Annotated in this window: 9 protein-coding genes; 5 read left to right on the top strand and 4 right to left on the bottom strand. The window is 43.9% G+C overall.

Translation table 11 applies throughout. From position 1 onward, the window contains the following. Nucleotides 1–7 precede the first annotated feature (7 nt). The 3 genes from EFK13_RS10720 to odhB all read left to right on the top strand — a co-directional run bounded on the left by EFK13_RS10720 (nt 8) and on the right by odhB (nt 6,247). Nucleotides 8–1,924 carry a vWA domain-containing protein gene (locus EFK13_RS10720; protein WP_129505440.1) on the top strand — a complete coding sequence of 639 codons (1,917 nt, stop codon included), beginning with the start codon at nt 8–10 and terminating at the stop codon, nt 1,922–1,924. Between the two features lie 228 nt (nt 1,925–2,152). Further along, nucleotides 2,153–4,987 (top strand): 2-oxoglutarate dehydrogenase E1 component, encoded by a 2,835-nt coding sequence (sucA, locus tag EFK13_RS10715; RefSeq protein WP_129505441.1) that lies wholly within the window; start codon nt 2,153–2,155, stop codon nt 4,985–4,987. Nucleotides 4,988–5,002: 15 nt separating this feature from the next. Beyond that, nucleotides 5,003–6,247, top strand: coding sequence for a 2-oxoglutarate dehydrogenase complex dihydrolipoyllysine-residue succinyltransferase (gene odhB / locus EFK13_RS10710; RefSeq protein WP_129505442.1), 1,245 nt, complete (start codon nt 5,003–5,005; stop codon nt 6,245–6,247). A 49-nt stretch (nt 6,248–6,296) separates the two neighbouring features. Here odhB and EFK13_RS10705 read toward each other — a convergent pair whose 3' ends face one another. After that, entirely contained in the window at nt 6,297–7,262 is a 966-nt protein-coding gene (locus tag EFK13_RS10705; protein WP_129505443.1) for a bile acid:sodium symporter family transporter, read from the bottom strand. 231 nt (nt 7,263–7,493) lie between these two features. Here EFK13_RS10705 and EFK13_RS10700 point away from each other — a divergent pair, with 231 nt between their 5' ends. Further along, on the top strand, nt 7,494–8,831 hold the full coding sequence (locus EFK13_RS10700) for a sodium-dependent transporter (RefSeq protein WP_119996644.1): 1,338 nt from the start codon (nt 7,494–7,496) through the stop codon (nt 8,829–8,831). 32 nt (nt 8,832–8,863) lie between these two features. On the opposite strand, the gene EFK13_RS10695 is transcribed toward EFK13_RS10700, so the two are convergent. The 3 genes from EFK13_RS10695 to dhaS form a co-directional block, all read right to left on the bottom strand. Beyond that, on the bottom strand, nt 8,864–9,709 hold the full coding sequence (locus tag EFK13_RS10695) for a superoxide dismutase (protein WP_129505444.1): 846 nt from the start codon (nt 9,707–9,709) through the stop codon (nt 8,864–8,866). Next, nucleotides 9,699–11,597 carry a terpene cyclase/mutase family protein gene (locus tag EFK13_RS10690; RefSeq protein ID WP_129505445.1) on the bottom strand — a complete coding sequence of 633 codons (1,899 nt, stop codon included), beginning with the start codon at nt 11,595–11,597 and terminating at the stop codon, nt 9,699–9,701. The genes EFK13_RS10695 and EFK13_RS10690 overlap by 11 nt, the downstream gene beginning before the upstream one ends. 99 nt (nt 11,598–11,696) lie before the next feature. Continuing rightward, a complete protein-coding gene (gene dhaS, locus EFK13_RS10685) occupies nt 11,697–13,184 on the bottom strand; it encodes an aldehyde dehydrogenase DhaS (RefSeq protein WP_129505446.1) in 1,488 nt (495 codons plus the stop codon). A gap of 230 nt (nt 13,185–13,414) precedes the next feature. Here dhaS and EFK13_RS10680 point away from each other — a divergent pair, with 230 nt between their 5' ends. Continuing rightward, nucleotides 13,415–13,618: a DUF6501 family protein gene (locus EFK13_RS10680; RefSeq protein WP_003241656.1), complete on the top strand. Its 204-nt coding sequence runs from the start codon at nt 13,415–13,417 to the stop codon at nt 13,616–13,618. Nucleotides 13,619–13,950: the final 332 nt, after the last annotated feature.

Genomic DNA, 13,950 nt, shown 5'->3' with positions numbered 1-13,950 from the left:
AGCTGCGATGAAATTTATCAAATTTAACGACAGCACAATTGATTCGTTTTTATTTATGATGCTGACTGATTTGGCCAAAACACTTACCAAGAGTGAAGCGGTAGAAGTGGAGTATGGCGTTCAGTCCTATTACAATCCATTTGAAAAGAAAATCTATATGAGCCACTTTTGGAAAGACAGGGCAGCTGAGGACATGGAAGCGGGTCTGAAAAGCGATGTCTACCTGCGTTCAGTCGGGACGAAATATAGCTCGCTGCACGAGTTTGCAAACTTTTTGGATGATATCCATCAGCACCTCGCGTTCAAAAGCTTTGCCAAGCAGCTGTTTATGCTGCTTGAGGACATCAGAATTGAGGAATGCATCAAACACGAGCGCCCGGGTACGAAACATGTATTTGCGAAGCGAAAAGACATGTACAGGAAACACTTTTCCACCCAGCTGACTTTAAATTTGGAACGAAGCATTTTTACGGATGCGCTCTTTTGCGCGATCTATGTCAAGCTTACGACCGAGTCGCCGCTCGAAACCCTTCCGTCTATGCGTGAAGATATCGATCTGATGCGTCCGTTTATTGAGCAGCAGCTCCTGCGTGTGTATGAAGCTGATTCGACACGGCATGTTCTGAAAATTGTTGAAGACCTCATGGACGGGCTTGAAGAGGTGCTCGATAAAGACATGCTAAACACCTACTTCTTTTTGCCTGAGCTTGATTACGCAACAGCTGCAGACCAGCCGTTATTTGAGGAAGAGAAAAAAGCGCCGAAGCTGAGTGATGACATTACACTTCCGAAAAAATCAGACGGTGATGAGGATATTCATGAAGAAGAAATGCCGACGTGGCACAGGGAAACAGAAGCACCGGCTAAAAGTTTCCTTCAATTTGATATTGAACACGGCGCGAAATCAGATTTAGGGAAAGACGCTTCAAGGGAAGGCGACGATGGCGATCAAGCCCTTGGCTCTGTCCAAGGATCAGCCAGACAAACAAAACGGAAAGACTATTCCAAGCTGGAAGCGCTGGAATCCCAGAAAGACCAGCCAAACGGGGCGGGTATAGCTGACGGCAAAGAAAATAAATACGCTTTTCCGATTTACAAAGAACCGCAGACAGCAACAAGTGAAGAAGAGCTTTCTTATAAACAACAGGCAAAAACGATTGAATCGTATCAAAAACGTTTAAAACAAATGATTCAAAAAACGCTGGAGCATAAAAAAACACTGCCAAGAACAGACCTTCATGCCGGACGGCTGAACAATAAGCTTCTCCGCTACTTCACTGAGAGAAATCCGCGTCTGTTCTACAAAAAGCAAGAACCATCTTCAGAAATTGACGCGGTTTTCACATTGCTGGTCGACTGTTCAGCCAGTATGTTCGACAAGATGGACGAAACAAAACGGGGAATCGTATTGTTTCACGAAGCGTTGAAATCGGTAGCGGTTCCGCATCAGATTGTCGGTTTCTGGGAGGACACAAACGATGCGACTGAAACAAGCCAGCCAAACTATTTTAATACGGTTATCCCTTTTCAATCCTCATTAAGACAAGGGGCAGGGCCTGCAATTATGCAGCTTGAACCTGAGGAAGATAACCGTGACGGCTATGCGATTCGGCAGATGACGAAAAAAATGCTGCAGCGCAGCGAGGCACAAAAGTTCTTAATCGTTTTTTCAGATGGAGAGCCGGCCGCGTTCGGCTATGAACAAAACGGGATTGTTGATACAAGTGAAGCGGTTATTGAAGCCCGAAAAAGAGGAATTGAAGTGATAAATGTTTTTCTCTCCAACTCAGAAATAGAAGAATCACAAATGAAGACCATTCAGGATATGTACGGAAAATTCAGTATATTTGTCCCGGATGTCGATCAGCTCCCGGATGTTCTGTATCCGCTGTTGAAAAAACTGCTCCATAAAAGCATAGGATAGTCCTTTATCCTATGCTTTTTGGCGTTTCTTTTTTCAAATGATTAAATTTTTTGTTTTTTATAAAGGTTTTTTAATATTTTGTGAACAATCAAGGTAGAATCAAATTGCAAACAGTGGTAAAATATCGTTGGAAGCGTTTTTATTACATAATTTTGGACACAGCGTTCGAAAGTTATTTTAAGATAGTGAATCATTCACTTGATTATCTAAGTTGGGGGTAATATTCAAATGTTTCAAAATAGTATGAAACAACGAATGAATTGGGAAGATTTTTACGGTCCGAACCTCGGCTATGCGCTGGAGCTTTACGATCAGTATACCCAGGATCCGACCAGCATTGATCCGGATCTAAAGGAAATGTTCGACGAGCTCGGTGCTCCGCCAAGCGATATAAAAGAGGTCTCGGGAACAAAAGAAAAGGGACATGTTACAGCCGATCTGATTCAAAAGATCGCATCCGCAGTCAGACTTGCAGAAGATATCCGAACGTATGGCCATTTAAACGCTTCCGTCAATCCGCTCAGAAAGGATGGGAAAAAGAGCGAACTTTTTCCATTATCCGACTACGGGCTAACTGAAGAGGAAATAAAAGCAATACCTGCGTCAGTGATTTGTAAAGACGCTCCTAAAAACATTACGAACGGTTTAGAAGCCATTCAGTATTTACGAAATACGTATAAAAGAACCATCTCATTTGAATTTGACCATGTGCATGACTTCAAAGAGCGCGAGTGGCTGACAAAAATGATTGAATCCGGCGAGCTGTTCCAGAAGAGCTCAGCTGAAAAGCTGTCGGCTGTGCTGGAGAGACTGACAGAAGTAGAAGGCTTCGAACAGTTTTTGCACCGCACGTTCGTCGGGCAGAAGCGTTTTTCCATTGAAGGCTTGGACGCTCTTGTTCCAGTGCTCGATGATATTATTGCGCAATCTGTTAAAACCGGCACGACGAGTGTCAACATCGGGATGGCGCACAGGGGGCGCCTGAATGTCTTGGCACACGTCCTCGGCAAACCGTATGAAATCATTTTCTCTGAATTCCAGCATGCGCCGAACAAAGATCTTGTCCCGTCTGAGGGATCAATCGGAATCAGCTACGGATGGACAGGGGATGTCAAATACCATCTCGGGGCGAATCGGGAGCTTCAAGACGCTGAAACAAAGTCAGCGCGCATTACGTTAGCAAACAACCCGAGCCACTTGGAATTTATCAATCCGATTGTCGAAGGCAGCACAAGAGCGGCACAGGAAACGAGAACACAAAGCGGATACCCGGTACAGGATGAAACAAAATCGCTTGCCATTTTAATTCATGGTGACGCTGCATTCCCTGGGGAAGGAATTGTCGCAGAAACATTGAATTTAAGCTCTTTAAAAGGGTATCAAGTAGGCGGCGCGATCCATATTATCGCCAATAATATGATCGGATTCACAACAGAAAGCGCTGAATCAAGATCGACAAAATATGCCAGTGACCTGGCGAAAGGCTACGAAATTCCGATTGTTCACGTTAATGCGGACGATCCTGAAGCCTGTCTTTCAGCTGTTAAGTTTGCGGTCGAATATCGAAAAACATTCAACAAGGACTTTCTGATTGACTTGATCGGGTACAGACGCTACGGACACAATGAAATGGATGAGCCGTCAACCACTCAGCCAATGCTGTATGATGCTGTCAGAAAGCATCCGACCGTCAAACAAATTTTCGCTGAAAAGCTCGTAAATGAAGGCGTGCTTACCGAGGAAGTTGTTCAAAATATCGAAAAATCGGTAACGAAGCGTATTGAGGATGCTTATCAGAAAGTGCCGGCTAAAAAGGAACATACCGCCTGTGAAATTGAGCTTCCAGAGCCTGTTTCAAACGGTTTTCCTGATGTGGACACATCCATTGATTTTGATGTGCTCCGCAAGCTGAATGGCGAATTGATCAACTGGCCTGAGTCATTTAACGTTTTCGGCAAGCTAAAGCGCATTTTAGAAAGACGCGCCAAGGCGTTCGATGATGACAGAAAAGTGGAATGGTCTTTGGCTGAATCTCTCGCGTTTGCTTCTATTTTGAAAGACGGAACACCGATTCGTTTAACAGGGCAGGATTCCGAGCGCGGAACGTTCGCACAAAGAAACCTTGTGCTTCATGACAGTGAGACTGGCGAAGAATTTGTGCCGCTTCATCACTTATCTGACTGTGGCACAGCATTTGCTGTCCATAACAGCCCGCTGTCTGAAGGATCGGTTCTCGGCTTTGAATACGGCTATAACGTGCATTCACCGGAAACGCTTGTCATGTGGGAAGCGCAGTACGGAGATTTTGCCAACGCTGCTCAGGTGTATTTTGATCAATTCATTTCTGCCGGCCGCGCGAAATGGGGTCAAAAATCGGGATTAGTTATGCTTCTCCCGCACGGTTACGAGGGACAGGGTCCTGAGCACTCAAGCGGAAGAATTGAGCGGTTCCTGCAGCTTGCAGCGGAAAACAACTGGACGGTTGCCAACCTGACAAGCGCCGCACAATATTTCCATATTTTAAGAAGACAGGCGAAAATGCTGCTTCGTGAAGAAATCAGACCGCTCGTCATTATGACGCCGAAGAGCCTTCTTCGTAATCCAAATACGGTTTCGGAAGTGCAGGAGCTCAGCGAAAGCCGCTTCCAGCCAGTTTACGAACAGTCCGGACTTTCTCATGACTATGAAAAAGTAACCAGACTGGTATTATCCAGCGGTAAAGTGTCCATAGACATCAGCGACCATTTCAATAAGTTAGAAGACGGTAAAGAGTGGCTTCACATTGCGAGAATTGAACAGCTGTATCCATTCCCGGCAAAGGGAGTCAAAGAACTATTTGCAAAACTTCCGAACCTGAAAGAAATTGTTTGGGTGCAGGAAGAGCCGCAGAACATGGGGGCGTGGAGTTATATCAGCCCGTATTTGACAGAAATTGCACCAGAGGGAGTAAGCGTTCAATATATTGGACGAAGAAGACGATCCAGCCCTGCTGAGGGAGATCCGACAGTTCATAAAAAAGAACAGGAACGTATTGTATCTGATAGCTTGACTCGCAAAAACTAAGGGGGAAATGAAAAAATGGCGGAAATTAAGGTACCTGAATTAGCAGAATCAATCTCAGAAGGAACAATAGCCCAATGGTTGAAGCAGCCTGGTGATTATGTAGAACAGGGTGAATATCTGCTTGAACTAGAAACGGACAAAGTAAATGTTGAATTGACAGCAGAAGAATCGGGTGTACTTCAAGAGGTATTGAAAGATTCGGGTGATACCGTCCAGGTCGGAGAAATTATCGGCACAATTTCAGAAGGCGCGGGAGAAAGTTCTGCCCCTGCTCCTTCAGAGAAAGCTGAAAGCAAGGAAGAAAAGCAAGCCGAACCAGCGGCACAAGAGGTGAGTGAAGAAGCGCAAACTGAAGCAAAATCAAGAACGATTGCTTCTCCTTCAGCCCGTAAGCTGGCGAGAGAGAAAGGAATTGACCTGTCTCAAGTTCCAACGGGAGATCCGCTTGGAAGAGTGCGCAAGCAGGATGTCGAAGCGTACGAAAAACCGGCATCAAAACCTGCTCCTCAGCCAAAACAGCAGCAGCCGCAGGCTCAAAAAGCTCAGCAAAGCTTTGACAAACCTGTCGAGGTGCAAAAAATGTCTCGCCGCAGACAAACGATTGCCAAACGCCTTGTAGAGGTACAACAAACGTCAGCAATGCTGACAACATTTAATGAAGTAGATATGACGGCTGTCATGAATCTGAGAAAACGCCGCAAAGATTCATTCTTTGAGCAAAATGAAGTGAAGCTCGGCTTTATGTCTTTCTTTACAAAAGCGGTCGTCGCTGCATTGAAAAAATATCCGCTCTTGAATGCGGAAATTCAAGGCGATGAGCTCATCGTTAAGAAATTCTACGATATCGGGATTGCTGTTGCGGCTGATGAAGGCCTTGTCGTTCCGGTTGTACGGGATGCGGACCGCCTGACATTTGCAGGAATCGAAAAAGAAATCGGCGAGCTTGCGAAAAAAGCAAGAAACAATAAATTAACCCTTAGCGAGCTTCAGGGAGGCTCCTTCACCATTACAAACGGAGGGACTTTCGGTTCACTGATGTCAACTCCGATTTTAAACAGCCCACAAGTCGGTATCCTGGGCATGCATAAAATTCAGCTGCGTCCTGTGGCAATTGATGAAGAGCGTTTTGAAAACCGTCCGATGATGTATCTCGCTTTATCCTATGATCACCGGATTGTAGACGGAAAAGAAGCGGTTGGTTTCCTTGTGACAATCAAAAATTTACTTGAAGATCCTGAGCAGCTTTTATTAGAAGGTTAATAAAAAAAGGTACATCACGATAAAGTGATGTACCTTTTTTGATGCGTATTTAAAGAGGTAGATTGCTGCTTTCGGATGCTGCTTGATTCTTTTTCGCTTTTCTTGACCAGTATGTTGCAAGCATAGAACCTGAAAGGTTATGCCACACACTGAATATCGCGCTTGGCACGGCGGATAGCGGTGAGAAATGAGCCGTGGCAAGTGCCGCCCCAAGTCCTGAATTTTGCATGCCGACTTCGATTGCAATTGCTTTTTGAGACGGATAATCCATTTTTAAAAGCTTTGCGCAAAGAAATCCAAGCGAATAACCGATCACGTTATGCAAGATAACAACAGAAAAAATGAGCAGCCCTGATTGAAGCAGATTTTCCCGGTTGCCGCTGACGACAGCTGAGACAATCGCAACGATGCCAATGACAGATACAAGCGGAAGGGCATGTACGGCTTTTGCCACTTGTTTTTTGAAAAACATTTTGACGATCACGCCTGCAATAATCGGAAATAAAACAGCCTGTAAGATTGAAATAAATAAAGACCCAGGCGAGACGGGAAGCCATTCCTTGGCAAACAGCATAATCAAAATCGGAGTTAAAACAGGTGCCAACAAGGTAGAAATTGTTGTAACAGCAACAGAAAGCGTCGTATTCCCTTTTGCTAAAAATGTCATGACATTAGATGCAGTTCCCCCAGGGCAGCAGCCTACAAGAATAACACCCACTGCAATTTCAGCTGGGAGATGCAGCCCAAATGCCAATCCAAAAGCAACGAGCGGCATGATGGTATACTGAGCAATCACCCCAATAATGACATGCCAAGGTTTTCTGACTAGCTCTTTGAAATCATCTGCTTGCAGTGTAAGTCCCATCCCAAACATGATAATGCCAAGAAAAATCGTAATATAAGAACTGATCCACGTAAAAAGTGTCGGGAAAGAAAATCCCAGCACGGCAAACACAATGACCCAAATGCCAAAGGTTTGTCCCGCGAAATGACTTATTTTTCTAATGATGTCCATAAAAACACTCCTAACACATTTATCAAGAACTTCAGCAGAAATTCTCACAGATTTTTAAGCATCCTCTTATTATAATTAATTTTCTGAATAATTCAATATCAATAGTTGGATTAGGTTTTTATAATAGCTGATAAATATATTATGTAAACTAATCAAAATGTTCTTGACTATATAGGAAGATATTCTTACAATGAATCTTTATAATGGTTAGATAAAAATAGGAGTGATAGGGTGAAGGAAGCGAATCAATGGTCTTCGAAGCTGGGCTTTATTTTAGCCGCGGCAGGATCAGCTATCGGACTTGGCGCGATATGGAAGTTCCCATATGTAGCGGGAACCAGCGGAGGAGGCGCATTTTTACTTATTTTTATTTTATTCACGGTTTTAATCGGGCTGCCTTTATTGTTAGGTGAATTCATCATAGGCAGAAAAACACAAAAAGATGCCGTACAGTCCTATAAAACACTTGCTCCAGGAACAAAGTGGCATTGGATCGGTTATCTAGGCATGGCGACGTGCTTTATTCTATTATCTTTTTACAGCGTTGTCGGCGGATGGATTTTAATTTATATTACAAAAGGCTTCACTGGCGGTTTATCGCAAACATCGGGTTTTGATACGATATTTGCAAGTACGATTTCAAATCCTTATTTGGCTGTAGGAGGCCAGCTGCTCTTTATGGTGGTGACAATTTTAGTTGTTGCAAAAGGAGTAAGCAGCGGGATTGAAAAAGCAAGCCAAGTATTAATGCCGGCGCTTTTTATATTATTTATTATTTTAATGGTGCGTTCCGTTACGCTTGATGGCGCGATGGAAGGGCTCAAGTTTTTCCTGATGCCTGATTTTTCAGCGATTGACGCTAATACAATTTTGTACGCGATGGGCCAGTCCTTTTTCTTATTAAGTGTGGGTGTATCTGTCATGGTAACGTATAGCTCTTATTTAGAGAAACAGGAAAATCTGGTGCAGTCCGCTGTATCAGTAACTGTATTGAACGTGCTTGTTGCTGTGATGGCAGGAATTGCGATTTTTCCAGCTGTCTTTTCATTCGGCCTCAAACCAGACCAAGGTCCGGTTCTGTTATTTAACGTGCTGCCGACCGTATTTAATCAAATGCCGTTCGGAATTATCTTTTTATTAGCATTTTTAATTCTATTTTTATTTGCGGCATTGACATCCGCTTTCTCAATGCTGGAAATTTTGGTCGCGGTACTTTCAAAAGGTGATGTCAATAAAAGAAAACGATTCGCTTGGTTAGGCGGAATTGCTATTTTTATTGTCGGGGTGCCGTCTGCATTATCATATGGTGTTTTAAGTGACGTCTCTATATTCCACTTGTCTATTTTTGATGCGGCAGACTATCTTGTAAGCAATATTTTAATGCCGTTAGGCGCGTTATTGATTTCTATTTTTGTTCCATTAAAAATACCGAAACAGGATTTGTTCGACGAGCTGAAAAGCGGTTCCAACCTTAAACGAAAGTGGTTTGCGGTTTGGCTCCTGCTCATTCGTTATCTTTCACCTGTTGCCATCATCATTGTATTTTTGCATGTGATAGGCATTTTTTAAAACACAAAGCCCCCGGGAAAAGGGGGCTTTTTTTAATAGAGTTTCCAAACGACTTCTTTTGCTTGCTCGAAACGTTTTTCTGCCTCGCGCCAATCCACGACATTCCACCAATGATCGACATAGCTTGCCCGGTCATTTTTATATTGCAAATAGTAGGCATGTTCCCATACGTCAAGAGGTAAAAGGGGGATCACATCCCATTGGCTGAAGAGCTGGTGCTTTTCTGCCGTTAAAATCTCCAGCCGTCCCGATCGTGGAGACCAGACCAGAATGGCCCAGCCGACACCTTCCACTTTTTTAGCGGCCTGGGTAAAATGTTCTTTAAAAGCGGAGTAGCTTCCAAATGAAAGGTCAATCATTTGGAACAATGCCCCCGTAGGACGCCTTTTTCCGTTTGGATGCATCGAAAACCAGAAAATACTGTGCAGATAATGGCCTGCTCCATGGAATGCAAGCTCTCTTTGCCAGTGAGTGATCAAGCCATAATTTTTTGACGCCCTCGCTTTTTTTAGCTCTGTTTCTGCTTTGTTTAGACCGTCAACATAGCTCTGGTGATGCTTCGTATGATGAAGGACCATAATGTCTCTTGATATATAAGGTTCTAAGGCAGAATATTTGTATGGGAGCTTTGGCAGCACATGTTTCCCTATAGGGACGTAAGCGCGTCTTTCACTTGTATCGCCTGATTCTGTAATATCCCGATAAAGGGCAGCGGCCTGTTTATACCAATCTTCTTCTGTTGTTCGGTCATCCTCCAGTGCTTCAATCATCTTGTCAATCTGATTTTCAAACTGTTCAAGCTGTCCCCGCTTTTGAATCTGATCTTTCAAGGCTTCACACCAATTGAACATCTCCGTTTGATAAGATTCACGTTTCATTTGCTGTCTCCTTTTCAATAGAATTCAAATACTTCCCGACAGCCAGCAAAGAGAATACATATGGATAACTGTGATAGCGGATATAAAATTGCTTTGGCAATCCGATTCCCGCTGGATAGGCCAGGCTATCGGCATCATGAGAGCTGCTGTCAGTTAGGTATTGCATACCTTTCACAACAGATGGATGTTCGGGATTTTCGTATGCGAGCAAAGCGTCTAAAGCCCAGGCTGTTTGTACAACGGTTCCTCTATGCAGAGGTACGTACGTTTTAATTTCAGCGCTTTTGCAGGATTCTCCCCAGCTGCCGTCATCATGCTGTATGGATTTGAGCCAGCGCAGGGCCTTTTGTATAGCAGGATGCTTTCGGCTGACCCCGCAGGCATGCATACCTGTAAGAGCAGCCCATGTGCCGTAAATGTAGCAAACACCCCATCTCCCGTACCATGACCCATTTTGTTCTTGATGTTTGAATTGCCAGTTTATAGCGCGCTGAATATGTTGATGGTATTCTGTGAAACCGGCTTTCTCGCCTAAAAAATGCAGTACACGTCCGGTGAGGTCGGCGGTTGAAGGATCAACTGCCGCGTCCTCGGCGGATTCAAGCGGGAGAAGGCGGATCAGTGGATGGTTCACATTTTTTTCAAAAGCAGAAAATCCGCCGTCGTTGTTTTGCATTGATAAAAGCCAAGACACCCCTCGCTCCCAGGCCGAAGGAGAAAAACGGCGGGGAATCGCTTTTAATACGGCTGCAGTGTCGTCACAATCAGGGTTATTTGTATTGATGTTTGAAAATCCCCAGCCGCCGGGAGCTGCATTCTGATTTTTGACAGACCAATCTGCTATTTTGGTATGCTGGCGATTTAGCAAAAAGGCGGCTGCTTTTGTAATCGAGCCGTCGGTTTCGGTCACGCCGTTTTCTTGAAGGGCATAGCTAATCAGAGCTGTATCCCAAACAGTTGATGTAGAGTTTTCCAGATAAGGCATTCCGCTGCACTTTGTCGCTAGTGATTTGATGCCGTAAATTGCTTTTCTAATGACAGGAGAGTGCTGCGGCACGCCAAGTGACAGAAGGCTGTAAACCATAAATATGGTTGCGCTCGCATAGCTGTATAATGTTCCGTCTTTTTCAATCCGGTCCAGCATATATGTTTTAGCCGTCTGTAAGCCAAGCTGCTGAAAAGCAAATGGGGCATGAAAAATGCGTTTCCAATGTGTCAAAATAGAACTGAGGTCTCTATCTTCAAAAGCGTCGGATCGAAGCCAAGTGAAAGGGTTTTTTGTCATGTGCGGATCGAGATGGCGAAGAGATGAAATATTACGGTTTTTAAGAGCGAATCGCTGATTGAGTGTTACAGCCATTGGAGCAAAGTGAATTCGGGCATATGTGCTGAATTGATAGAAATGAACCGGTGATGTCGGGGGTAGCGCCATGAGTGATAATGGTAAATACAAAACAGGCCAAGGATACAGCCCGTTCGCGGCAAGCATCCATTTTGTCATGAAATGAACATGTCTCAAACCGCCATGTGAGATGATAAATTGTTCCGCTTTCTTCATGTGCGGGTCAGATCTGTGAAAACATCCTGAAGCCAGCATCCCGACATATCCTTGGACGGTAGCCGTTATATTTCCGCTCGTTTCATCGGGATAGTTGATGAATGTGCCGTCGGGCTGCTGTTTTTCACGAATGCCGGCTGCAAGCGCTGATATCAGTTCTTTTTCATTCTTGCCTTCATCTAGTGAGGTGAGGAGCAAAATAAAAAAGGAATTTGTCATGATTGGTCCTTCAAAGCAAAATGTCCACGAACCGTCAGCATTTTGCCTGTCTTTTAACTCTGCAATGGTTTTCTTTTGATAACGCCTCACTTTCTCCTGAAGTGTGCCCATCACGCTCAACTCCTTCAGAAGCATATATATTCAGCGTCTTTTACCGCCATTACAGAAACAAAAAAACTGCTGGCAGGCAGCAGTTTTTTGGCATACAAATTAATCTTCGAGATTAATCCATACACTTTTGACTTCTGTGTAGTTATCTAAGGCATATGATCCCATTTCTCGTCCGAGTCCTGACTGTTTATAACCGCCAAACGGAGACGCAGCGTCAAACACATTATAGCAGTTCACCCAGATCGTCCCAGCTTGAAGACGGTCAGCGATATAGTGGGCATGCTTGACGTTTTCGGTCCATAGTCCGGCCGCGAGTCCGTATTCTGAATGATTCGCTCGTTCTATAACTTCATCGACTGTTTCGTACGGAATGGCAGTCAGTACCGGTCCGAAAATTTCTTCTTTTGCGATGGTCATCTCGTCATCAACATTTGCAAACACAGTCGGTGCGACAAAATATCCTTCTTCAAAAGGACAGCTTCCGCCAGCCACTGCTTTTGCTCCTTCGTCTTTTCCTTTTTGAATATAGGAAAGAACGCGTTCGTGCTGTTCCTTGCTCACGAGAGGCCCGATTTGTGTATCCTTATGAAGTCCCGCTCCTTGGCGGAGTGATTCAGCATAGGACGCCATCTCATTAACAACTTCATCATATTGGTCTTTATGAATAAAAACGCGGGATCCTGCACAGCAGACTTGGCCCTGGTTAAACATCACACCGTTTAAAGCGCCTGGAATCGCTTTTTTCAAATTCGCATCCGGCAGTAGGATATTAGGCGATTTTCCTCCCAGCTCCAATGTAACACGCTTAATGCTTTTCGCAGCGGCAGACATGATTTTCTTTCCGATTTCAGTGGAACCGGTAAAGGCAATTTTATCAACTGCTTCGTGGTTTGTCAGCGCTTCTCCCGCATCTTCACCGAAGCCCGGAATGATATTAATGACACCATCTGGGAAACCAGCTTGATCTATTAATTCGGCCAAATAAAGAGCTGAAAGCGGTGTTTGTTCAGCGGGTTTGAGCACGATTGTACAGCCTGTTGCAAGAGCCGCGCCCATTTTCCACATCGCCATCAGGAGCGGGAAATTCCATGGGATGATCTGGCCGACGACGCCGACAGGCTCATGGCGCGTGTAATTAAAATAGGCTCCGGAAACCGGGATCGTCTGTCCTGTTATTTTTGTGCACCAGCCGGCGTAATAGCGCATATGCTCAATAGCCAGCGGAATATCCCCGTTCGTCGTTTCATTTATCGGTTTTCCGTTATCGAGCGTTTCAAGCTGAGCAAGCTCAGTTTTATGCTCTTCCATTAAGTCTGCCAGCTTATACATCAGTCTGCTTCTCGAAGCCGGAGACATTGTTCTCCATTCGCCTTGATCAAAGGCTTTCCGGGCAGCTTTAACCGCTCTGTCCACATCCGCAGCCTGGGCTTCATACAGCGTCATCAAGGTTTCGCCGGTCGCCGGGTTGGGAGTGTCAAAGGTGGCCCCTGAGGCACTCGGGACAAACTTTCCGTCAATATAAAGCTTCTTTGTTCCCTGTAAAAATGTCTCCAGCCTTTTCGTCACTTGCATCGTTAAAGAACTCATCCGTAACAAACCTCCAGTCAATTTTTATGGTCTGTTCTGAGATTCCTGGTGATAATCCATTCGTTTCTTGATTGAATAGCAGAAATAAGCTGTGTAATTTACTGAAAGAGTAAGCGCATACAAACATTCTATAATAGAAAACAAGGCAAAATCAATGAATAACTGATATTGCAATTTACAAAAGAAAAAAGCTACAATAAGCTTATAGATAAGTAAAGGAGATTTCATGTATGATTCATAACAATTGGCTTGAAAAAGAAACAATCAAAAAGGTAAAATGTGTGCAGACAAACGCAAAAAAATATATCGTGAACCGCGTTTTAACGCCGGGAAAAGAATACGAAGTAAAAAATGAAACAGAGGAGTTTCTCTTTGTGATCGACAATACGAATAAAGTCGGCGGCTATTATAAAGAATACTTCGAAGAGGTTTAATGCCTGAACCCTCGAAGCATCAGGCAAAAGGCTTTCTAAGCAGATACATAAAACCGCAGCTCAGCTGCGGTTTTTTCTATGGTTGAAACAGGAAAAATAAAACAAATTCAATGAAAATATAAAAAATCGCTCTTTTTTTAAAAAAATATTGCTGAATATTGAAACTTTTTTCTCTATAGGTGCGTATTACTTGATGACAACAACACAAAAGACAAAAAACAAATCAAAAATTTGAAAAATGTAATCTGTTCGTAATGGTTTAAATGTCGTCTATGTCGTATCCTTATATAGGGATAAAGGACTTATTTTTATGTAATGAATGATAAAACAAA

This window comes from Bacillus cabrialesii, assembly GCF_004124315.2.
GTDB classification, from domain to species: domain Bacteria; phylum Bacillota; class Bacilli; order Bacillales; family Bacillaceae; genus Bacillus; species Bacillus cabrialesii.
This window is presented reverse-complemented; position numbering and strand designations above follow the sequence as displayed.

Coding starts and splice junctions, on each gene's coding strand:
- EFK13_RS10720 (WP_129505440.1), top strand. CDS start 8: ATGAAATTTATCAAATTTAACGACAGCACAATTGATTCGTTTTTATTT.
- sucA (WP_129505441.1), top strand. CDS start 2,153: ATGTTTCAAAATAGTATGAAACAACGAATGAATTGGGAAGATTTTTAC.
- odhB (WP_129505442.1), top strand. CDS start 5,003: ATGGCGGAAATTAAGGTACCTGAATTAGCAGAATCAATCTCAGAAGGA.
- EFK13_RS10705 (WP_129505443.1), bottom strand. CDS start 7,262: ATGGACATCATTAGAAAAATAAGTCATTTCGCGGGACAAACCTTTGGC.
- EFK13_RS10695 (WP_129505444.1), bottom strand. CDS start 9,709: ATGAAACGTGAATCTTATCAAACGGAGATGTTCAATTGGTGTGAAGCC.
- EFK13_RS10690 (WP_129505445.1), bottom strand. CDS start 11,597: ATGGGCACACTTCAGGAGAAAGTGAGGCGTTATCAAAAGAAAACCATT.
- dhaS (WP_129505446.1), bottom strand. CDS start 13,184: ATGAGTTCTTTAACGATGCAAGTGACGAAAAGGCTGGAGACATTTTTA.
- EFK13_RS10680 (WP_003241656.1), top strand. CDS start 13,415: ATGATTCATAACAATTGGCTTGAAAAAGAAACAATCAAAAAGGTAAAA.